The sequence below is a fragment of the Micromonospora echinospora genome, assembly GCF_014203425.1.
GTDB lineage: Bacteria > Actinomycetota > Actinomycetes > Mycobacteriales > Micromonosporaceae > Micromonospora > Micromonospora echinospora_A.
Genome location: NZ_JACHJC010000001.1, coordinates 1,005,828 through 1,027,229, shown reverse-complemented (window position 1 = coordinate 1,027,229; position 21,402 = coordinate 1,005,828). Strand labels below are relative to the sequence as shown.

The 21,402-nt window shown below is 72.5% G+C and carries 17 protein-coding genes; 10 read left to right on the top strand and 7 right to left on the bottom strand.

Annotated features, from left to right (window positions below):
- Nucleotides 1-14: 14 nt before the first annotated feature.
- On the bottom strand, nt 15-761 hold the full coding sequence (locus FHU28_RS04920) for a Fic family protein (RefSeq protein WP_184681296.1): 747 nt from the start codon (nt 759-761) through the stop codon (nt 15-17).
- Between the two features lie 222 nt (nt 762-983).
- On the opposite strand from FHU28_RS04920, the gene acs reads away from it, so the two are divergent.
- The 5 genes from acs to FHU28_RS04895 all read left to right on the top strand — a co-directional run bounded on the left by acs (nt 984) and on the right by FHU28_RS04895 (nt 10,361).
- Nucleotides 984-2,972 carry an acetate--CoA ligase gene (gene acs, locus FHU28_RS04915; RefSeq protein WP_184681293.1) on the top strand — a complete coding sequence of 663 codons (1,989 nt, stop codon included), beginning with the start codon at nt 984-986 and terminating at the stop codon, nt 2,970-2,972.
- A gap of 231 nt (nt 2,973-3,203) precedes the next feature.
- Nucleotides 3,204-5,987 carry an immune inhibitor A gene (locus FHU28_RS04910; protein WP_260412845.1) on the top strand — a complete coding sequence of 928 codons (2,784 nt, stop codon included), beginning with the start codon at nt 3,204-3,206 and terminating at the stop codon, nt 5,985-5,987.
- 358 nt (nt 5,988-6,345) lie between these two features.
- Nucleotides 6,346-8,748, top strand: coding sequence for an immune inhibitor A domain-containing protein (locus FHU28_RS04905; RefSeq protein WP_184689228.1), 2,403 nt, complete (start codon nt 6,346-6,348; stop codon nt 8,746-8,748).
- A 180-nt stretch (nt 8,749-8,928) separates the two neighbouring features.
- Nucleotides 8,929-9,324, top strand: coding sequence for a hypothetical protein (locus tag FHU28_RS04900; protein WP_260412844.1), 396 nt, complete (start codon nt 8,929-8,931; stop codon nt 9,322-9,324).
- 104 nt (nt 9,325-9,428) lie between these two features.
- Nucleotides 9,429-10,361: an alpha/beta fold hydrolase gene (locus FHU28_RS04895; protein WP_184681283.1), complete on the top strand. Its 933-nt coding sequence runs from the start codon at nt 9,429-9,431 to the stop codon at nt 10,359-10,361.
- 1 nt (nt 10,362) lies between these two features.
- Here the strand turns inward: FHU28_RS04895 and FHU28_RS04890 are convergent, their stop codons facing one another.
- A complete protein-coding gene (locus FHU28_RS04890; RefSeq protein ID WP_073826273.1) occupies nt 10,363-10,728 on the bottom strand; it encodes a hypothetical protein in 366 nt (121 codons plus the stop codon).
- On the bottom strand, nt 10,725-13,850 hold the full coding sequence (locus FHU28_RS04885) for an SseB family protein (protein WP_311773515.1): 3,126 nt from the start codon (nt 13,848-13,850) through the stop codon (nt 10,725-10,727). The genes FHU28_RS04890 and FHU28_RS04885 overlap by 4 nt, the downstream gene beginning before the upstream one ends.
- Nucleotides 13,851-14,002: 152 nt before the next feature.
- Here FHU28_RS04885 and mycP point away from each other — a divergent pair, with 152 nt between their 5' ends.
- Nucleotides 14,003-15,208 carry a type VII secretion-associated serine protease mycosin gene (gene mycP / locus FHU28_RS04880; protein ID WP_184681281.1) on the top strand — a complete coding sequence of 402 codons (1,206 nt, stop codon included), beginning with the start codon at nt 14,003-14,005 and terminating at the stop codon, nt 15,206-15,208.
- A 48-nt stretch (nt 15,209-15,256) separates the two neighbouring features.
- Here mycP and FHU28_RS04875 read toward each other — a convergent pair whose 3' ends face one another.
- Entirely contained in the window at nt 15,257-15,550 is a 294-nt protein-coding gene (locus FHU28_RS04875) for a WXG100 family type VII secretion target (protein ID WP_073826279.1), read from the bottom strand.
- Nucleotides 15,551-15,570: 20 nt separating this feature from the next.
- Nucleotides 15,571-15,888 carry a WXG100 family type VII secretion target gene (locus FHU28_RS04870; protein WP_030503719.1) on the bottom strand — a complete coding sequence of 106 codons (318 nt, stop codon included), beginning with the start codon at nt 15,886-15,888 and terminating at the stop codon, nt 15,571-15,573.
- A gap of 203 nt (nt 15,889-16,091) precedes the next feature.
- Here FHU28_RS04870 and eccE point away from each other — a divergent pair, with 203 nt between their 5' ends.
- The 4 genes from eccE (at nt 16,092) to rarD (ending at nt 19,996) form a co-directional block, all read left to right on the top strand.
- The gene (eccE, locus tag FHU28_RS04865) at nt 16,092-17,921 is read left to right on the top strand and encodes a type VII secretion protein EccE (protein ID WP_184689224.1); all 1,830 of its coding nucleotides are present in this window, start codon (nt 16,092-16,094) and stop codon (nt 17,919-17,921) included.
- Between the two features lie 69 nt (nt 17,922-17,990).
- Nucleotides 17,991-18,377, top strand: a complete 387-nt coding sequence (locus tag FHU28_RS04860; protein WP_116503491.1) for a phage holin family protein — start codon at nt 17,991-17,993, stop codon at nt 18,375-18,377.
- 105 nt (nt 18,378-18,482) lie between these two features.
- The gene (locus tag FHU28_RS04855) at nt 18,483-18,965 is read left to right on the top strand and encodes a GNAT family N-acetyltransferase (RefSeq protein ID WP_184681279.1); all 483 of its coding nucleotides are present in this window, start codon (nt 18,483-18,485) and stop codon (nt 18,963-18,965) included.
- Between the two features lie 2 nt (nt 18,966-18,967).
- On the top strand, nt 18,968-19,996 hold the full coding sequence (gene rarD, locus FHU28_RS04850; RefSeq protein WP_376700637.1) for an EamA family transporter RarD: 1,029 nt from the start codon (nt 18,968-18,970) through the stop codon (nt 19,994-19,996).
- On the opposite strand, the gene FHU28_RS04845 is transcribed toward rarD, so the two are convergent.
- Both FHU28_RS04845 and FHU28_RS04840 read right to left on the bottom strand, forming a co-directional pair.
- Nucleotides 19,981-20,670 (bottom strand): anti-sigma factor family protein, encoded by a 690-nt coding sequence (locus FHU28_RS04845; RefSeq protein WP_184681277.1) that lies wholly within the window; start codon nt 20,668-20,670, stop codon nt 19,981-19,983. The two genes, rarD and FHU28_RS04845, sit on opposite strands and share 16 nt — an antisense overlap.
- Nucleotides 20,667-21,236 (bottom strand): sigma-70 family RNA polymerase sigma factor, encoded by a 570-nt coding sequence (locus tag FHU28_RS04840; protein WP_013283619.1) that lies wholly within the window; start codon nt 21,234-21,236, stop codon nt 20,667-20,669. Before FHU28_RS04840 ends, FHU28_RS04845 begins: the two co-directional genes overlap by 4 nt.
- Between the last annotated feature and the right edge of the window lie 166 nt (nt 21,237-21,402).

The window sequence follows — 21,402 nt, the reverse complement described above, 5'->3', positions numbered from 1 at the left end:
AGGTCGGCCATCCCTCAGGACGCGGCGAGGATCTCGTCGCCGATGAGCGTGATCTGGTCGGCGCCGACCTCCACGGCCGTCATGTAGTGCCGCAGCCAGGAGCGCAGGCCGTCGGGCGTGCCGGTGGCGAACGCGCCGGCCGCGCCCACGTACTCGGGTTCGCGCTCGCGGTGACCGACGTCCACCGCGACCAGCCCGCGTGGGTCGAACCCGGTGGAGATCAGCACCAGCCGGGCGGCGGCCCGGGCCACCACCCCGGACGGGCCGGGGAACGGGCGCAGGTTCAGCAGCTCGCCGTGTACGACGGCGGCCAGCACCAGCGGTGGGACCTTTGTGCCGCCTGCGACCAGGGCGGCGAGGCCGTCGAGGCGGGCCGCGACCACCGGGTCGGCGACCGGCCGGCCCAGTTCCTCCTCGGTCACCACGTCACGGGCGGCGAGCACGTGCAGCCGGGCCAGCACCTGCCGGGGCGCCTTGGGCCAGAGGTCGCTGAGCCCGGGGAGCGCTCCGGCCACCCGCAGCGCGCCCTGCAGCACCGGGTCGGTGACCGTGCCGGCGCGTACCTCCTCGCGGTCGTGGTCGCGGCCCTCCAGCGCTGCGCTGGCCACGGCGGAGCGGAGGCTGACCTCGGCGGCGACCTGGCCGCCCTGGCGGCGCAGCGCGCGGTGCCGGTGGGCCTGGTCGACCCGGTCGCGGGCCTGCTCGACGGCGAGGGCGACGTCGGCGAGCGCGAGCAGCGGGGCGAGCGGATCGGTGGTCACCCCGTCACGCTAGCGACCGCCGGGCTCCCCGCATGCCCGGGGTTGTTAAGAAGGGGCCCTTCCTCTACCGGAGGCGTTAACAGGGGGCCCTTCCTTACACCTCGGCGCGAGGGGAAGGCCGCTGGGCGCGCGGTGAGAGGTCGGGCGGTCGCGACCGGGGTACGGCGGGACTAACCTTCCCCGGAGTAGGAGACGCAGGTCACGCGACGAAGGAGTCACCGCATGAGCGAGGCATTGGCCAACTTGCTGAACGAGACGCGCCAGTTCCCGCCGCCGGCTGAACTCGCCGCGAACGCCAACGTGACCGCCGAGGCGTACGAGGAGGCGGCCGGTGACCGGCTGGCCTTCTGGGAGCGCCAGGCCGGCCGGCTGGCCTGGGCCCAGCCGTGGGAGCAGGTGCTCGACTGGTCGAACGCCCCGTTCGCGAAGTGGTTCACCGGTGGCAGGCTGAATGTGGCGTACAACTGCCTGGACCGGCACGTCGAGGCGGGCCTCGGGGACAAGGTGGCGATCCACTGGGAGGGCGAGCCCGGCGACACCCGCACCGTCACCTACGCCGACCTGCACCGGCTCACCTGCCAGGCGGCGAACGCGCTGACCGAGCTGGGCGTGACCGCCGGTGACCGGGTGGCGATCTACATGCCGATGATCCCGGAGGCGGCGGTGGCGATGCTCGCCTGCGCCCGGATCGGCGCCACGCACAGCGTGGTGTTCGGCGGCTTCTCCGCCGACGCGCTCACCAACCGGATCCAGGACGCCAGCGCCAAGGTGGTGATCACCGCGGACGGCGGGTACCGGCGGGGCAAGCCGTCGGCGCTCAAGCCGACAGTGGACGAGGCGGTGGCGAAGTGCCCGTCGGTGGAGCACGTGCTGGTGGTCCGGCGTACCGGTGAGGAGGTCGCCTGGTCGGGCAAGGACCACTGGTGGCACGAGACGGTGGAGACCGCGTCGCCGGAGCACGAGGCGCAGCCGTTCGACGCCGAGCACCCGCTGTTCATCCTCTACACCAGCGGCACGACCGCCCGGCCGAAGGGCATCCTGCACACCACGGGCGGCTACCTGACCCAGGTGTCGTACACCACGCACGCGGTGTTCGACCTGAAGCCGGCGACGGACGTCTACTGGTGCACGGCCGACATCGGCTGGGTGACCGGGCACTCCTACATCGTGTACGGCCCGCTCTCCAACGGCGCCACCCAGGTCATGTACGAGGGCACCCCGGACACCCCGCACAAGGGCCGGTTCTGGGAGATCGTCGACAAGTACAAGGTGACCACCCTGTACACCGCGCCGACGCTGATCCGCACCATGATGAAGTGGGGCGAGGACATCCCGGCCGGGTTCGACCTGTCGTCGCTGCGCCTGCTCGGCAGCGTCGGTGAGCCGATCAACCCGGAGGCGTGGATCTGGTACCGGCAGCACGTCGGCCGCGGTGAGCTGCCGGTGGTGGACACCTGGTGGCAGACCGAGACCGGCGCCATCATGATCTCGCCACTGCCGGGCGTGACCGAGGCGAAGCCCGGCTCGGCGATGAGCCCGCTGCCCGGCATCGTCGCCGACGTGGTGGACGACCAGGGCCAGTCGGTGCCGAACGGCGGCGGCGGGTACCTGGTGCTGAAGGAGCCGTGGCCGTCGATGCTGCGGACCATCTGGGGTGACGACAACCGGTTCCTGGAGACGTACTGGTCGCGGTTCGGCGCGGGCGCCAACACCGGCGACGAGTGGGTCTACTTCGCCGGTGACGGCGCGAAGAAGGACGACGACGGGCACATCTGGCTGCTGGGCCGGGTCGACGACGTGATGCTGGTGTCCGGCCACAACATCTCCACCACGGAGGTGGAGTCGGCGCTGGTCAGCCACCCGTCGGTGGCGGAGGCGGCGGTGGTCGGCGCGACCGACCCGACCACCGGGCAGGCGATCGTCGCGTTCGCCATCCCGCGCGGCAACGCGGAGACCGCCGGCGACGCGGGCGAGCAGCTCATCACCGAGCTGCGCAACCACGTGGCGAAGACGCTCGGCCCGATCGCCAAGCCGCGGCAGATCATGCTGGTGCCGGAGCTGCCGAAGACCCGCTCCGGCAAGATCATGCGCCGGCTGTTGCGGGACGTGGCGGAGAACCGGTCGCTCGGCGACGTGACCACGCTCCAGGACTCCTCGGTGATGGAGTTGATCTCGTCGGGGATGAGCGGCGGCAAGTCCGACGAGGACTGACCACAGCCCGGCCAGGGGGCGGACCGCACTGCGGTCCGCCCCTTCGTCGTACCCGGGATCCGCGCTGGTCGATCGGTGGACCCGATCTGACCTGATCGGCCAGAGCACTTTTCCACCACTGTCGATGTCGCTGCTTGTCGGTTACGTTCAGCCGCACCGGCAGATTTCGACGATCGTCAGTGAGACGGCCGGTTCCCCACCATTCCCTACGAACGGAGTGGCATGCTCCCCATGTCGCAGCACAGGGCACGGCGACGCTTACTCGTCGCGCTGCCCGTCATCGCGCTCGCGGCCACGTCGCTGACCGCGACGGGCAGCGCGGCGGCCCAGCCGTCCCGGTCCGCACCGGTCACGATCGGGGCGGACGAGCACTACATCAACTACGCCGAGCCCGAGGTTCAGCCGGACACCGGCGGCAAGGAGATCAAGGGTCGCGACGGCGTCTTCTCCTCGCCGGCGGACGAGGCCCGCGCATACGACCGCAAGTACGCCGGCGGCAACCCGATCGCCGCCCGCGAGCTGGCCAAGCTGGAGGCCAAGTCCATCCGGACCGGTCACAGCCCGCGGAAGATCAAGAAGGCCAAGAGCACGCAGACCGCCAAGCTGCTGACGCTGCTCGTCGAGTTCAACGACAAGGCCAACGACGACTTCACGAACGTGATGGTCCCGAAGACCGTGTTCGAGGACCGCACCTGCGTTCCCGGCACCGTGCAGAACGGGCCGCGGCACAACACCATCCCCAACCCGGCCACGCTGCCGCACAAGGACAACAACTCGATGTGGGTGCCGGACTTCTCGCCGGCCCACTACGACAAGATGCTCTACAGCAAGAAGGGCATCACCGAGCGGGTCCGCAAGGACCTCAAGGGGCCGGACGGCAAGCCGGGCATCAGCCTCGCCGGGCGGACCATGCACAACATGTACCTGGAGATGTCCAAGGGCGCGTACACCGTGGACGGGCAGGCCAGCCCGTGGATCACGGTGCCGCACTCGGAGGGCTGGTACGCCGCGTCGCGCTGCTTCCAGGACGAGAACGGCAACTGGGTCGCCGGGCGTGAGCAGTCGATGAACGGCCACCCGGACAACCCGCAGGGCGCCGGGCGCCTCGCCACCGACGCGATCGACGCGCTGGCCGCGTCCGACCCGAGCTTCCCGTGGGCCGACTACGACATCGAGGACCAGAGCGACCGCGACGGCGACGGCAACTACCACGAGCCGGACGGCGTGATCGACCACCTGGTGCTGGTGCACGCCAACCAGGGCAAGTCCCGTGGCGGCGGCGACGTCGGGATCTACTCGGTCTGGGCGCACTCCTCGACCGTGACCGGTGGCTACACGATCCCGGGCACCAACCTGAAGGTGTCGAACTACATCGTGCAGCCGGAGGACGCCGGCGTCGGCGTCTTCGCCCACGAGTTCGGGCACGACCTGGGCCTGCCGGACCTCTACGACACCTCCGGCAACGCCGACTCCGACGTGGACTTCTGGGACCTGATGGCGTCCGGCTCGCACTCGGGCGAGATCTTCCAGGCGCTCCCCACGCACATGGGCCTCTGGGACAAGTGGGTGCTCGGCTGGGCCGAGCCGAAGACGTTCGGGCCGGGTGACCGGTCCAAGCTGGTCAAGCTCGGGCAGACCTCTCGCACGCCGGTCGGCACCGAGGACGGCATCAAGATCGACCTGCCGGACAAGGTGATCTCGCTGGCGACGCCGCACAGCGGCGGGAACATGTGGTACTCCGGCGCGGACCAGAACTGGGCCGACGTCAAGCTGAGCCGCACGGTGACCGTCCCGAACGCCGCCGACGCGAAGTTCTGGATGTGGAACAACTACGTCATCGAGGCGGACTGGGACTTCGGCTTCGTCGAGGTCTCCACCGACGGCGGCGCCACCTGGAACGAGCAGAAGGTGTACGCCGAGGGCGGCGCGCTGGTCTCCACCAACGACGGCTACGCCGACCCGAACGGCCGGATGGTCGACTTCGGCAACAAGAAGTACGGCCTGAGCGGCAGCACCGGCGGCTGGCGGCACGACTACGTCGACCTGTCGTCGTTCGCCGGGCAGACCGTGCAGGTGCGGCTGCGGTACGCCACCGACGAGGCGTTCGTCGAGCGCGGCTGGTTCGCCGACGACTTCTCGGTGACCGGCGGCGGCGCGACCACGTGGAGCGACGACGTCGAGAGCGGCACGGCGGGCTGGACCCAGACCGGCGGCACCTTCACCGACACCAGCGGCGCGGGTTGGTACATCGACTCGGGCACGCAGGTCAAGTCGCACTACTACCTGGCCGAGTGGCGCAACTTCGACGGCTTCGACAACGGCCTGAAGTACACCTACGACACCGTCTACTCGCACGAGGCCTGGAAGGTCGACCGGATCGCGTACAACGCGCCGGGCATGCTGGTCTGGTACCGGGACACCCAACTCGGCGACGTCAACCACGTCACCGCGCAGATGACCGCGCTGCCCAGCTACGGCGCGAAGGGCGGTCTGCTGATCGTCGACTCGCACAACGACCCGCTGCGCCGCAAGGGCACCGCGGCCGAGAAGGACCCGTCGGTGCTGAAGAACCTGCCCAGCCGGCCGCAGTCCTCCAACGCCGCGTTCGGCCTCAAGCCCACGTACCCCTTCAAGGAGTGCCTGGAGGCGGCGGACGAGCCGTACAGCGAGTACTGCACGAAGTTCGGCCCGCAGGCGCCGGTGAAGGGCTTCACCGACGCCAAGGGCTGGTACCCGGGCATCGAGATCCGTGACGGCGCCGCGTACGCGCGGGACAACGACGCCTCGGTGGTCATCCCGTCCCGGGGCAACCAGCAGTACACGACCCGGGTGGTGAACCCGGACGGCACTCCGGCGACCGACTACTACGGTTCGACGCTGGGTGGCGGGGCGATCGTGCTCGGCACCGGCAACCCGGGTGACGCGGGCGTCCAGTACGGCGTCTCGATCATCATCAAGCGGGCCGCCAAGGACAACTCGTACGCCCAAGTGTACGTGGTACCGCCGCGTAGCTGAAACGGGCGCGGTCAAAGCGGAACCGGAATGACCGAAAAATGATCTGATCCAGCTCGATGGGGGAAGGGCCGGGAGCGCTCGCGCTCCCGGCCCTTCCGCGTAACCGATTAATCCATGCATGTCACTGCACTCACCGCTGAGCGCATCGTTGCTGGTCAACGGCTCGGCGAACGGCTGTCATGTGACGGTGAAAAGCGTTCTCAACAAAAAGTTGCAACAAATCGACGCACGCATCTTCCCACCAGTCGCAGCAGTGTCTATGTTCACCCTTGGTCCCACTAGTGGGACGTTCCACCGGCCCGTACCCCCAGTTGGGCCGGTTCCCTCACACCGGAGGTACCACGTGCGCAAAGTCGCAGTGGGTCTGCTCGGGCTTTCGCTGACCGCGACGGGACTGATGGCAGGCACGTCCGCCAGCGCCGCGCCGACGCCGAAGCTGCCGGCCGCCGCTCCGTCGGTGGCCGAGCCTGCGCAGGCTGAGCACGACCTGCCCAACCCGCTGGAGGAGAAGCGGCGCGCGCTGCGCCAGGAGGGCCTCAGCGAGGTCCTGTCCGGCAGGGCGAAGGCCCAGAAGATCAACGGCAGCAAGGTCGTCAAGGTCGGCGAGCAGGCTGTCGCCGGTCCCGCGGCGGGCAAGGCAGCCAAGAGCACCAAGGCAGGCAAGGGTCCGACCAAGGACCAGTACGTCGAACTCTCCCGCGAGCGGACCGACAAGATCTTCGTCATCCTCGCGGAGTTCGGCGACGAGCGGCACCCGAACTACCCGGACCAGGACACCGACCCGGACACCCCGGGCCCGACCCGGTTCGACGGTCCGCTCCGCAACCAGATCCCCCAGCCCAACCGGGCGGTGGACAACTCCACGGTCTGGCAGGCGGACTACAGCGCCGACTACTACCGGGATCTGTACTTCGGCACCAAGCCCGGCGAGGAGTCGCTGAAGCAGTACTACGAGGCCCAGTCCTCGGGTCGGTACAGCGTCGACGGCGAGGTCACCAACTGGGTGAAGGTGCGGTACAACGAGGCTCGCTACGGCCGCTCCGGCGGCTACCCGTGCGCCTCGAACGTCTGCACCAACACCTGGGCCCTGGTCCGCGACGCCGCCAACCAGTGGGTCGCCGACCAGAAGGCGCAGGGCCGCTCCGACGCGGAGATCGCCGCGGACGTCAAGGCGATGGACGAGTGGGACCGGTACGACTTCGACGGCGACGGCGACTTCAACGAGCCGGACGGCTACATCGACCACTTCCAGATCGTCCACGCCGGCGGTGACGAGGCCGACGGTGACCCGTACCAGGGTGAGGACGCCATCTGGAGCCACCGGTGGTACGCCTTCGCCAGCGACCAGGGCAACACCGGCCCGGAGAACTTCCCGGCCGGCGGCACCCAGATCGGCAACACCGGCGTCTGGATCGGTGACTACACGATCCAGCCGGAGAACGGTGGCCGCAGCGTCTTCTACCACGAGTACGGCCACGACCTCGGTCTGCCGGACGACTACAACGTGGTCAGTGGTGGGGACAACAACAACGAGCACTGGACCCTGATGGCCCAGAGCCGGCTCGGCGCCAAGAACGACGGTGGCATCGGCGAGCGCGGTGGCGACCTCGGCGCCTGGAACAAGCTCCAACTCGGCTGGCTCGACTACGAGGTGATCGTCGCCGGCCAGAAGCGCACCCTGGAACTCGGGCCGCAGGAGTACAACTCCAGCAAGGCCCAGGGCGCCGTGGTGGTGCTGCCGCAGCGGGAGTACACGTTCCAGAACGGCAAGCCGTTCGAGGGTACGAAGCAGTTCTTCTCGGGCAACGACGACGACCTGAACAACACGATGACGCGCACTGTCGACCTCACCGGGAAGACCAGCGCCGCGCTGTCGATGAAGGGTCGCTACAGCATCGAGGCGGACTACGACTACCTGTTCTTCGAGGCGTCCGTCGACGGTGGCCAGACCTGGGCCTCGCTGCCCGGTACGGCCAACGGCACCCCGCTGAAGGAGATCTCCCCCGGGCGCTACGCCCTGGACGGCTCCAGCAACAACCAGTGGGTCGACGTCAACATCCCGATGGACGCGGTCGCCGGCAAGGTCGTGCAGTTCCGGCTCCGCTACCAGACGGACGGCGGCGTCTCCGAGGGCGGCTTCTACGGTGACGCGGTCACCGTGACCGCCGACGGCCAGACGGTGCTCACCGACGGCGCCGAGGCCGGCGCGAACGGCTGGACCCTCAGCGGCTTCAGCATCGTCGAGGAGACCTACACCCGTAAGTTCGACAACTACTACATCGCCGGCCACCGGTCGTACGTCTCGTACGACAAGTACCTCAAGACCGGCCCGTACTTCTTCGGCTACGCGAACACCCGCCCGGACTACGTGGACCACTACGCGTACCAGGAGGGTCTGCTGATCTCCTACTGGAACCTCCGGTTCGCGGACAACGACACGTTCGCGCACCCGGGTGAGGGTCGGAACATGATCATCGACGCGCACCCGCGGCCGATCTACAACCTGACCGGGCAGCCCTGGCGGGCCCGCGTCCAGGTCTACGACGCGCCGTTCAGCCTGAAGAAGGCCGACTCGTTCACGCTGCACATCAACAGCCAGCCGCAGTACATCCGCGGCCAGGACGCGCAGCCGCTGTTCGACGACACCAAGCAGTACTGGTACCCGGAGCTGCCGAACCACGGCGTCAAGCTCCCGGCCACCGGCACCAAGATCAAGGTCCTGGAGCAGAACGGCACCTCGCTGAAGGTCCGCTTCTCCTGATCCACTGATCGACGCGCCACGCGATGCCCGGGCGGGCTCCCCGCCCGGGCATCGCCCTTTCCACCGGAACCCGCCGGCCCATGCCCGCGTCCTACCCGCGTGACGCCCCGTACCGCCCTGCCGGCCGCTCTCGCGACGGCGCTGCTCGCCGCCGCGGGCTGCGCCGGAAACGGAGGACCCGTGTCCGACGACCACCAGCCGCCCACCCCGGCCTCCGCCGGCCCGGTCACGCCGCCCGCGTCCCGAGCCGACGCACCGGCCGCGAGCGGCGCGGCCACGCCCGCCGACCGGCCCACGCCGCTGTCCGCCACCGAACTGCCGACGCTGCGGCGTCCCGCCGGCCCGCCGAAGAAGCCGACCGACAACCGGCCGGCCGGCGTCGTCGCCGGCTGGATCATCCGGGGCGGCTCCGGCCCCTGCTACGGCCTGATGGACGAGAACGGCACGGAGTACGCCGTGTACGGCCCGAACACCGGGGAACTGCGCAAGGGCGACTTCGTCTCGCTGCGGCTCACCGCGCGGGACCGCTCGGTCGACTGCGGGCCCGGCATCCCGATGCGCGTCGTCGAATCCTGACGTCACAAGCGATCTCAGGGCTCGACGGGTCGCCTCCCGGAGAAATCCCTGATCCTGGTCACCTGCGAGCCCGATGCGCGAGCGGCGGCCCTAGGCTGTGCCCCATGACCGACCAGCGCGGCGGACCCGTCGACGAGTCCTGCGTCCTGCCCGAAGGGCCGTGGACGCATCGGTTCGTCGGCGCCAACGGCAGCCGGTTCCACGTCGTCGAGGCGGGCGCCGGCCCGATGGTGCTCTTCCTGCACGGCTTCCCCGAGTACTGGTACGCCTGGCACGAGATGCTTCCGGCGGTCGCGGACGCGGGCTTCCGGGCGGTCGCCGTCGACCTGCGCGGCTACGGCGCGAGCGACAAGCCACCCCGGGGGTACGACGGCTACACGCTCGCCGCCGACGTCGCCGGCCTGATCCGCGCACTGGGCGAGCGGTCGGCCACGGTGGTCGGCACCGGCGCGGGCGGGCTCATCGGCTGGACCGCCGCCTCCTTCCACCCGACCCTGGTCCGGCGGCTCGTGGTGCTCGGTGCGCCGCACCCGCTGCGGCTGCGGGCCGCCATCTTCGCCGACCCGCGCGGCCAGTTCGCCTCGGCCACCGCGACGCTGAAGTTCCAGCTCCCCCGCTACGAGCACGTCCTGACCCGGGACGACGCCGCCGAGGTGGAGGAGATCCTGCGCCGGTGGGGCGGCCCACGCTGGGCGGACAGCCCCGACTTCGCCGACTACGCCCACTGCTGCCGGGTCGCGATGCAGATCCCGCAGGCCGCGTTCTGCGCGCTGGAGGGCTACCGCTGGGCGTTCCGCTCGGTGCTGCGGCTGCACGGCTACCGCTTCGTGAAGCTGATGCAGAAGCCGCTCGTCACGCCGACCCTGCAACTGCACGGCGCGCTGGACCGCGCCTCGCTGCCCCGTACCGCCCAGGGCTCCGGCCGCTACGTCAGCGCGCCGTACGAGTGGCGGCTGCTCGACGACGTGGGGCACTTCCCGCACGTGGAGGCCCGGGACCTGGTGCTCGGCGAGATCCTGCGCTGGGCGAAGTCCTGACTCAGACCCGCTGCTCGCCCAGGTCGGCCACCTCGGACGCGGGCGCCCAGCCCTGGTAGACGCCGAAGTCGAACGCCTCCAGCCCCATCGCCTCGGCCACCGGCCAGCGCCCGCCCGTGTACTCCAGCCGCAACCAGCCCTCGTGCTCGGCCAGCACGATGAACGGCTGCCCCTGCCAGGTGCAGGTGGTCCGCACGTACGCGAGATCGTCGACCTCGGCCGCCGGCACCACCCGGACGTACCGGCCGGGGCGTACCTCGGTGAATCCCTCGTCCGGGCCGGGCTGGTAGAGGCGGACCTCGTCCCCGGCGGGGCTGGCTTGATACTCCCGCCCCCGCCAGCGGGCGACGTAGCCGTCGCGGGTCACGCCTCGTCCGCCTTCCGCCAGACCAGCGCGTCGGTGTCCAGGACCGCGACCAGCCGCGTGTCGCCGTCCGCGCCGAGCCGCCACAGCTCGGCGCCGTGCGGCAGGCGGGCGCTGTCCACCTTGAACTCGGCGATCACGTCGCTGCTCTCCCCGGGGGCGAAGCCGTTGCCGCGGAACGGCAGCCGCTCGATCACCCAGCCCTCCATCGCCCGCATGGCGGACTCGTTCGGCCCGCCGTAGGGGATCCGGTAGAGGCTCGGCCGGTAGGCCGGCCACCGCAGCAGGTAGATCTCCTCGTCGTCCGGGGAGAACGGGGATCCGGGGTGGCCGAGACCGAGCGCGCGGTACAGCACCGCCGGGCTGTTCAGGTGCGCCAACTCCCCGGCCCGGTGCACGAAACCGGAGACCCGGTCGTAGCCACGCTCCAGGTAGTAGGCGAGTTGGCTCGCCGCGATCGCCTTCTGCATGGTCACCGGCCGGTTGTCGGCGACCGCCGGCGCCTCCGGCCGGGACCGGCCCGCCGGCTGCGGCGCGGTGACCGGCTCGGGCTCCGCGTCGTCGCCCAGGCCCACCTCGGCCGCCCAGTTGGCGAGCGCGAGAACCTGCTCCCCCGGGTACGTCGCACCGACCGGGCTGTCCGGGTTCACCCGGAACGACCAGGACACGTCCGGCCACTTGCGAATGAGCTGGACGAACTTGACCCGTACCGTCTCGACCGCGTCTCCGGCGTGCTCGGCGAGGCGCTCCGGGGAGGTGTAGACCGAGACGGACGTCTCGCCGTCGACCGGCTCGGTGTGCCAGACGAAACCCGGATCACCCGGACGGCTGCCGGCGGCCGACTCGGGCGCGGCCGGCAGCAGTACCCGGGCCAGCAGCAGAGTGGTGAGGAAGCCGTCGGTGCTCCCGCTGCCCAAGGCGGCCAGCAACTCCTCCTCCACGTCGTTCGCCGGCACGAAGTCGGCCGAAGCGACGGAGCTCACCGCGTCGGCGCCGATCCGCGCCGGCTCCGCTACGGGCGCGGGCGGCTCTGCCACGTCCGGCACCGCGTGCGGGGTGGGCAGCGCGACGGTCGGCTCACCCGGGGCGAACAGCGCCGTGGTGGCGGAGTTGTCGAAGGCGACCGGTTCGGCGTGGGCGGTCGGTTCGGCGTGGGCGGTCGGCTGCGTGGCCGGGTCGGCGTCGGTGGCCGGCTCGAAGAGCGACACGGTGGCCTGCTCCTCGGCGATGGCCGGCGCGAACAGGGAAGCCGTCGGCTCGGCCGGCGTCGGCTCGTACAGCGGGGTGGCCGGCTCGGCCGACGGCGTGTTCGCCTCGAACAGGGACACGGTGGGTTCGGCCGACGACGCCGGGCGGCCGAACAACGACTCGGACGGCTCAGCCGACGGCTCGAACAGGGACTGGGTCGGCTCAGCCGACGCTGACGGCGTCCCGAACAGGGACGTGGTGGCGTCCTCCGACGTCCGGTCGAACAGCGGCTCCGTCGGCGAGCCGGGCAACGGCGCGGTGGGTTCGGACGTCGAGGCGAACGACACCGTCGACTCGTCGAGCCGCCCGATCCGGTCGAACGACGTCGTTTCGGCTGGTGGAACGGAGTGGGCGGCCTCGGTGAGGTTCGTCGTCTCGTCGCCGGTCGTCACCAGCGGGTCGGCCGGGAGCGGCGCGATCGGGTCGGCGATGCCGGCCCAGGGTGCCGCCGCGTGTTCGGCGGGCGCGGAACGCACCGGGTCGGCGTACTGCGAGGACCAGGGCTGGTCGGGCTCGGTCAGGTCGCGGGCCTCGATGACGGTGCCCTCGATGACGATGGGAGTGAAGTCCCGGCGCGGCGCGGGCGGGCTCGACACCGGCTCGGCGATCGACGGCGACAGCGCCTCCGCCGGGTCCTCGGCCGCGTTCCAGGGCGGGGCCTCCTGGCCTGGGCCGAGCGGATCGGCCCAGGCGTCCGTCGCGGGGGTGGCGGGACCGGAGTGACGCCGGGGCAGCGTCTCGACGGCGTCCTCGGGTGGGCGGGTCGGCCGGAACGCCTGGGTCGCCTCGTCGCTCCGGGGAACCGGAGGCGGCTCGTCCGCCCGCGTCGCGAACGCCTGGGTGGGCTCCTCCCGTACCGGCTCGTTCAGCGGGCGGCGACGCGGAAACGGCTGGCCGCCGGCGAAGCGGGTCGGCGGGGCGGCCCGGTCGGCGGCCCGCCGCGGCGCGTCCAGCGATGACGAGCGGCGGGTCGAGCGGCCGGAGGCGGGCTCGAAGAAGGAGCGGGACGGCGGCGGTGGGGTGGGGTCCGCCGGCGGCTCGTCGGCCGGCGCCGGCTGGGCGGCGAAGGGGTCCGGCTCGTCGGGGCGACGGCGCAGATCGGTGAGCCAGCCGTCCAGGGCGTCCGTGCCCGGTTCGTCGCCGGCGTCGGCGCGGCCCGGGCCGTCCCGGTCCGGCTCCCGGCGGCGGGGCGGCATGGTCGGCAGCCGCCGTCCCAGGACCGAAGCGCCGCGCATCGGCACCGTGGGCGGCTCGTCGTGCTCCGCCCGCCGTTCGCCCCGGCCGTTCGGTACCGGCGGAGGCGGTACTGCGGGAGGCGGCACCACGGGAGGCGGTACTGCGGCCGGCGGAACGGCGGCCGGGGGAACCACAGGGGGCGGAACGGCGGCCGGCGGGACGGGCACGGCCGAGGGGCGGGGCGCGGACTCGGGTACGCCGTTGCGAGCGCTCCGGGCCGCGCTCTCCACCCGGTCCAGCCGGGCCCGGGCGCCCATGGTCCGGCCGGGCAGCCGGACGTCGCCCCGGGAGAGCTGAGCGACGTACCAGGCGGGCAGGTAGCCCTCGATCGGCAACCCGGGGTTGACCGCCAGCCACCACTCCGGGTTGGGCCAGCCGGCCGCCAGCTCCGGGTAGGGGACACGGCGGGCCGTGCCGGCGTTCTCCCCCAGGCTGGCCCGCAGCGCGGCGGCGGAGGTGAAGGCGAGCACGTGCGTGCGGCCGCCGGAGGTCCAGGTGCCCCATCCGCCGGCCGAGCCGCCCGCGACCGGCAGGAACAGATCGACGCGCGTCAGCGCGCGAAAGTACTGCTGCTGGTCCTGGGCGCGTAACGCGTCCCGCATCGCCACCTCGGCCTCGGTGGCCGGCTCCCATCCGGTCACGGCCACCTCTCCTTCCGCGAACAGGCCACAGGCATCGCCTACAACCTACAAGGTGGCAGCAAGATCAGGACTTCTGGCCATCGACGGTCGGCCCAGATGTCCGCGAGGCGATAACATCCCGTCCCGGAGCCGACACGTTACGGAGGTCGTCGATGTCTCGGCCTGTCGCGTACCCCGCAGTGGCCGCCCTGGCGACGCTCCTCCTCATCGGGTCTCCGGTCGCCCCGGCGGCGGCTCACGCACCGGCCGGCTGCGCCTCGCCGCCCACCCCGGCGCGGCCGGTGGCGCAACAGCCGTGGCCGCAGCAACGGTACGCCCCGGACCGGCTCACCCCGCTCGCCACCGGCGCCGGAGTCGTGGTCGCGGTGGTCGACTCGGGTGTGGACCGCTCCCATCCGCAACTCGCGGGGCGCGTCCTGTCCGGCGCCGACTTCCTCGACCGGGGCGGGGACGGCACCCGGGACTGCGCCGGGCACGGCACCGGCGTGGCGAGCATCGTCGCCGCCGCCCCGCAGCCCGGCATCGCGTTCCGCGGCCTCGCGCCGGACGCGCGCATCCTGCCGGTACGGGTGAGCGAGCAGCAGGTGGTCGAGGGACGGGAGTCGGGGCGCACAGTCGACGCAGCCGGTTTCGCCCGGGCGATCCGGTGGGCGGTGGACCACGACGCCGACGTGCTCAACCTCTCGGTCGTGCTGTACGCGGACGACCCCGACGTGCGCGCCGCCGTCGCCTACGCGCTACGACGGGACGTGGTGGTGGTCGCTGCCGCCGGGAACCTGCACGACAACGGCGATCCCCGGCCCTATCCGGCGGCGTACGACGGCGTGCTGGGAGTGGGCGCGATCGGCCCGGACGGCACCCGCTCGGCGTTCTCCCAGACCGGCCCGTACGTCGACGTGGTCGCCCCGGGCAGCGAGGTGCTGATGGCGGCTCCCCGGCAGGGACATCACCGGGCGGAGGGCACCAGCTACGCCACCCCGTTCGTGGCCGGCACCGCGGCGCTGCTGCGCGAGTACCGGCCCCGGCTGAGCGCGGACGAGGTGGCCGCCCGGATCGTGGCCGCCGCCGACCCGGCACCGGGGCGCGATGCCGGGTACGGGGCGGGGGTGCTCAACCCGTACCGGGCGGTGACCGAGTCGGCGGGCGCCGTGGACTCCCGGCCCCGGCCGGGCGCCGCGCTGCCCGCCGACCGGCCGGACCCGGCCGCGCTGGCCCGCAAGGCTCGCCGCGGGACGGCCCGGGACCGGGCGCTGCTGACCGCCGCCGTCGTGGGCGGGGCGGTGGCGCTGGTGACGGCGCTCGCCCTGGTGCTGCCGCGCGGAGCACGGCGGCGCTGGCGGGCGGCCGACCCGGCCTGAAACGCCGTGCGGCCCGGATCAGGGAGACCCGGGCCGCACGGCTCCGCTTCACTGGAACAGGTTGGCGTTGCGCTTCTCGGTGTCGAGGTAGTCGGCCGCGGAATCCTCCACCGCGAGCTTGATGTCACGCAGCATCGCCTGGAGGTCCTGCGAGGCGGCCCGCCACCGGGACTGCCGCACCTCGTACGCCTCGCGGGCGGAGCCGTTCCAGCTCGCCACCAGCGGGGCGGCGTCGCGTTCCAGCTGGCCGAGCTGGCTCTCCAGGGTGGACAGCGCCCGTTGGATGTCCGCGCCGGCCTGTTGCAGGGCGGCGAAGTTGACGACCAGCACACCGTGCTCCATGAGTTCGATCCTTCCGGTTGTCAGAGGGGCAGCTGGATGCCGCGGTTGGTGCCCGCCACCCGGCCGGCGGCCTCGGTGTCGGACAGGTCGTACTGCCGGCCGGCGGTGCGGATCGCGGTGGCGGTCTCCCGCAGCGCCCGCTGAAGGGCCGCCTGGTCCTGCGCCCACTGCTGCTTGACCTGCGCGAACGAGCGCCCACCGGCGCCCCGCCAGGCCTGCTGCAACACCTCCAGCTCGGCCATCAGGCCGCTGAGCATGGTCTGCAGCGACTGGTCGACCTGCTCGAACTTCGCGGCGGTCTGCTGCATCACCGCGGCTTCTGCCTGGGTCTGGGACATCCCGGACGTCACCTCGTCTCCTCGGTCGTGGCTGGTCACAGCAGTGACCACCGTGGACTCGCCGGGAGGGCGTCCGGGGCCGATGGAGGGGAAGGCCAGGCGGCGGCGGACACGCAACTCGACGATTTCGTCGCTGACGGTAGCCGTCCCATTCCGGTTCTGCTACCCCCTCGGGCTCCCCTGTGGACAACACGCCCATTACGATGTGCCACGGTGACGTCACAGCGAGGCCCGGGCGAGGAGGTGCGGTGACCGCGACGACTACGACCCGACCGGCCGCGCCCACCCCACTGTGGACATATCGGCCGAGCCCTCGGCAGCGGGCCGGTCAGGTCGTGGCGACACAGGTCGCGGCAGCCGTGCTGGTGGCTGCCGCCGGGCGGGGTGTCGTGGCGACCGCCGTCGCGCTGCTCACGGCCGCGCTGGTGCTGCCGGCCGCGTGGATCCGGGTACGGGGCCGCTGGCTGCACGAATGGCTCGTCACCGCCGTCGCGTACCTGACCCGGCGCCGCGCCCTGCCGGCGGCCGCCGATCCGGCGGCGCTGCTGGAGCTGGTCCGGCCGGGTTCGGTGGCCGGCTCCACCGAGCTGGCCGGCGGTCCGGCCGCCGTGCTGCACGATGCCGCCGGCCTGACCGCGCTGCTGGAACTCGGCGACCCGGACGACCTGCTCGGTGACCACGCGCGCCGGCTGCCCGCGCCGTTCGACCTGCTCCCGCCGAGCAGCCCGGATGCCCCTGCGATCCGGTTGCAGCTCGTCTTCTCGTCCTCCCCCGCGCCCGCGCCGGCCGTCGCGGCCGGTCCCGCCGGGACGTCGTACCGGCAGCTCACCGACGGCCGGGTGGCAGGGCGGGCGCGGGCGGTCCTGGCCGTCCAGGTGTTGCGCGCGGACGGCTGGCCGGACGAGGAGTTGCTGCGGGCGCTCTCCGGCACGCTGCGGCGGATCGTCCGCCGGCTCGGGCCGCTCACCGCCCGGCCGCTCGGCGGGGACGCGGCGCTACGGGTGATCGCCGAGCTGGCGCATCACGAGCCCGGCGCCCCGGTCCGGGAGACGTGGCCGCTGCTCGCGCTGGGCGGGCTGGCGCAGGCCACCTGGCGACTGCGCCGGTGGCCGGATCCGCGCGTCGAGGCCGCCCGGGGTCTGGTCACCCGGCTGCTCGCGGTGCCGGCCACAGCCACCACCGTCGCGCTGACTGTGGGTCCCCGCACCGGTGCGGGTCCGGCCCCGGCCGAGCTGGCGGTGCGGGTCGCCGCGGGCAGCGTGGACGAGTTGTCGGCGGCGGATCGGACGCTGCGGCGGGTCGCCGGTGACGTCGGCGCCGAGCTGCGCCGGCTGGACGGGGAGCACCTGGTCGGGCTGGCCGCCACGCTGCCGTTGGGGGTGACCGGCGGGCCCGGGTCGCCGCCACCCGCGCTGGACCTGCCGCTGGCCACCGCCGGCCTGATGGTGGGCGCCAACCGCCACGGCGCCGCGCTCACCGTGCGCCTGTTCCGGCCGGCCACGACGCGGGTTCTGCTGGTCGGCGGCGTACCGGCCGCTCAACTGCTCGTGCTGCGGGCACTGGCGCTGGGTGCCCGCGTGGCGGTGCAGACCGGCCGCCCCCGGGTCTGGGAGCCGTTCGTACGCGGTGTCGGGACGCTCGGCGGCGGCGTACCGCTGCTTGCGCCGGGGCGTCCGGTGGGCCGCGCGTCCGGCTCGCCGCTGTGCCCGCTGCTGGTCGTGGTCGACGTCGGCCCGGTGCCGCCGGACGCCGGCCCGGATGCCGCCTGGCAGTCGGTGCTCGTGGTCCGCGACGAGCTGACCTCGGCCGACACGGCCGCGCTGGCTCGCGCCGACCTGGCGATCCTCCAACCGCTCGACCCGGACGAGGCGGCGCTGGCCGGAGCGGCGCTCGGGCTCGGCGGCTCCGCCGACTGGCTGACCCGCATCCGCGACGACATGGTGGCTGTGGTCAACCGGCGGGCCCTGCGGTGGGCGCTGCTCTCACCGACGCCTGTGGAGTCGCAACTGGTCGGTCGCCCGGCGCGACACTGAGGCGCCGCGCCCGGCCCGGTCGGACGACGCTACTTTCCCTGGTGGTACGTCCGTGGCACGATCCCGGCCATGGATTTCCTGAAGGGTCTTCTGATTCGTGTGGGCTCGACGGCGGTGGCGTTCTGGCTCGCCACGCTGCTCATCCCGGGCATCTCGCTGGACTCCGAGTCGGCCACCGAGACCGTGATCACGCTGGTGCTCGTCGCGGTGATCTTCGGTGTGGTCAACGCGGTGCTCCAGCCGATCATCAAGACCGTGGGCTGCGGGTTCTACCTGCTGACCCTCGGCCTGATCGCGATCGTGGTGAACGGCCTGCTCTTCCTGCTCACCAGCTGGATCGCCGGTGAGGCCGGGCTGCCCTTCCACGTGGACGGGTTCTGGCCGGAGGCGGTGCTGGGCGCGCTGTTCGTCGGCATCGTCACCTGGATCCTCGGCGCCGTCCTCGACCGCGACTGACGCCCCGGTCCCGGCCGGCCGCGACGGCGACCGGCCGGGGCCACCAGGCCAGCAGGAGGGAATTGGCTGGCGAGCGGCCCGGGGGACGACGCTAACGTCGGCCGGGTGTTCACTCTGACCCGCGCGGACGGCTACCAGATCAGCACCGACCCGGACCGGATCGACCTGGACCGGGTGCACGCCTGGCTCGCCGGTGACGCGTACTGGGCGCGGGGGCGGGAGCGGGAGACGGTGGCGCGCTCGTTCGCCGGCTCGATCGGCTTCGGCGTCTACCGGCCCGATGACGGGCGGCAGGTCGCGGTGGCCCGGGTGGTCACCGACCGGGCCACGTTCGCCTGGCTCTGCGACGTCTACGTGGACCCGTCCGAGCGGGGTCGCGGCCTGGGCACCTGGCTGGCCGGCGCGGTCCGCGACCACCTGGACGAGCTGGGCGTACGCCGGATTCTGCTGGCGACGCTCGACGCGCACGGGGTCTACGCGAAGCTCGGCTTCCGCCCTGTCGCGCCGGATCGGTGGATGGAGCTGGATCAGCGGGTGACGCCGGTCACCGATAAGGACCAGCAGACCGATCCACCACTTACGGTGTAGCGGTGAACCAGCTCCGGCTCGGCTACCTGTACGGCGTCGGCGCGTACCTGATCTGGGGTTTCTTCCCGATCTACCTCAAGCTGCTCCGCCCGGCCGGGCCGGTGGAGATCCTCGCGCACCGGATCCTCTGGTCGGTGGCGTTCGTCGCGTTGCTGCTGGCCGCAACGCGGCACGCCGGTTTCCTGCGCAAGCTGGCCCGGCGGCCCCGCGCGCTCGCCGGCATCGGGCTCGCCGCCGCGCTGATCGCCGTCAACTGGGGCACGTACATCTACGGCGTGAACTCCGACCGGGTGGTGGAGACGGCGCTCGGCTACTTCATCAACCCGCTGGTGTCGGTGCTGTTCGGCGTGTTCCTGCTGCGGGAACGGCTGCGCCCGGCGCAGTGGGCGGCGCTCGGCGTCGGCGCGTTCGCGGTGGCGGTGCTCACCGTGGACTACGGCCGGCTGCCCTGGCTGGCGCTCACCCTGGCGTTCAGCTTCGCCGGGTACGGCCTGGTCAAGAAGCGCCTCGCGCTGCCCGCCACGGAGGGGCTCTTCGTCGAGTCGGCGGTGCTGGCGCTGCCCGCCCTGGCGTACCTGGGCTGGCTGTCGGCTCGCGGCGACTCGACGTTCGGGCACGTCTCGGCCGGGCACACCGCGCTGCTGGTGCTCGCCGGCGCCGCCACCGCGATCCCGCTGCTGCTCTTCGCCGGGGCGGCGAACCGGTTGCCGCTGTCCACTGTCGGCATGTTGCAGTACCTCGCCCCGATCCTCCAGCTCGGCTGCGGCGTGCTGATCTTCCACGAGCCGATGCCCCCGGTCCGGCTGGCCGGCTTCGCGCTGGTCTGGCTCGCCCTGATGGTCTTCACGGCCGACGCCCTGCACCACTCCCACCGCACCCGATCCGCCGCCCGCACCCAACCCCCCACCCCCACCCCACCCCAAGCCGCTGATCTTGCACTTACCGCCCCGGCAAAAGGGGCGAAGAACCCGCACCGAGGGCCGGAAGTGCAAGATCGCCGGAGCAGAGGGCGGAGTCAGCGGAAGTCGTAGGCCAGGACGGGGGAATTGGCGCCTCGGAGGAGTTCCAGGCGGACCAGTTCGCCCTTCGTGAACCGGGTGACGCCGGAGAAGCGCAGGTCGTCGCCGGGGGCGGCGAGCCAGGAGCCGATCTGCTCCGTCGCGCCGTCCGGGCCGTGCGCGACCAGCCGGAACGTGTATGCCTCCCGGTGCCCGGCCCGCCTGTCGTAGCCGCAGTGCATGGTGACCTCGGTGCCCCACGGCGTCTCGGTCAGCCCCACCTCGGCGTGCACCGGCACCGTCCCGGCCACCGGGCGCATGGAGGTCAGCGCCACCTGCGGCGTGGACGGCTCGGCCGGCGGCTGGACCAGCGCCACCCCGACACCGGCCACCACCGCGAGCGCGGCGGCGGCGAGCGCGGTCAGCGCGTACTGGCGGCGGGAGCGGGACCGCTCGCGGCGCTTGCGCTCCCGCGCGGCGTCGAGCAGTGCGGGCACCCGCGACGCCTCGGGTCCGACCTCCAGGAACTGCTCCAACCCGGCCGGGTCGAGCCGTCCCAGCAGGCCGGGCAGCACGGCGATCTCGGCCACCGCCTCCCGGCACTGGGCGCAGCCGGCCAGGTGCCGCTCGTAGGCGACCCGGTCCGCCGGGGCGAGGGCGCCCAGCACGTACGCCCCGTCGTCGTGCGCGAACTCGCAGCGTGTCATCCGGTCACCCCCATCTCGGCCAGCGCCAACCGTAGTGAGCGCAGCGCGTAGTGGGTGCGCGACTTCACCGTGCCGGGTGGCACGCCCAGGCGGGCGGCCGCCTCCGCCACCGAACGCCCCTGGTAGAAGCACTCGACGAGCACTTCCCGATGGGTCGGGCTGAGCCGGTTGAGTGCCTCGGCCACGGTCCACGCCTCCACCGCGCGTTCCGTCTCGTCGACCGTCTCGGCAGTCTCCGGCAGTTCGTCCGTGTACACCTCGCCGACCCGGGCCGAGCGCCGCCGCCAGGCGTCGATGGCCAGGTTCCGCGCGGTGGTGAACAGCCAGGCGCGTACCGAGCCGCGTCGCGGATCCAGCGACTCGGGGTGCCGCCAGGCGCGCAGCAACGTCTCCTGCACCAGGTCCTCGGCCCGGGGCCGATCGCCGTTTACCAACCGCAGGGCGTGCGCGTACAGCGCGTCGGCATGCTCGTCGTGCAGCGCGCGCAGCAGTTGGGCGTCGTGGTCGCTGATGGCGGTACCTCGCTTCCGGCGGCGGGGAAACCGGCGATGTGTACGCCCTTCCATACGTGCCGGGCCGCCGAACGGTTCAGCCGCAGGTCACGTCGGAGCTGTTCACGTCCGGTTCAGCTCCGGGCCGGCCGCCGCTCACGGTGCCCTGGCAGCGTCCGGCGGGTGAGCGCACGGGCCGTTCGCCCGTGCGCCTTCCCCACGTCCGATCAGGAGGCTCCAC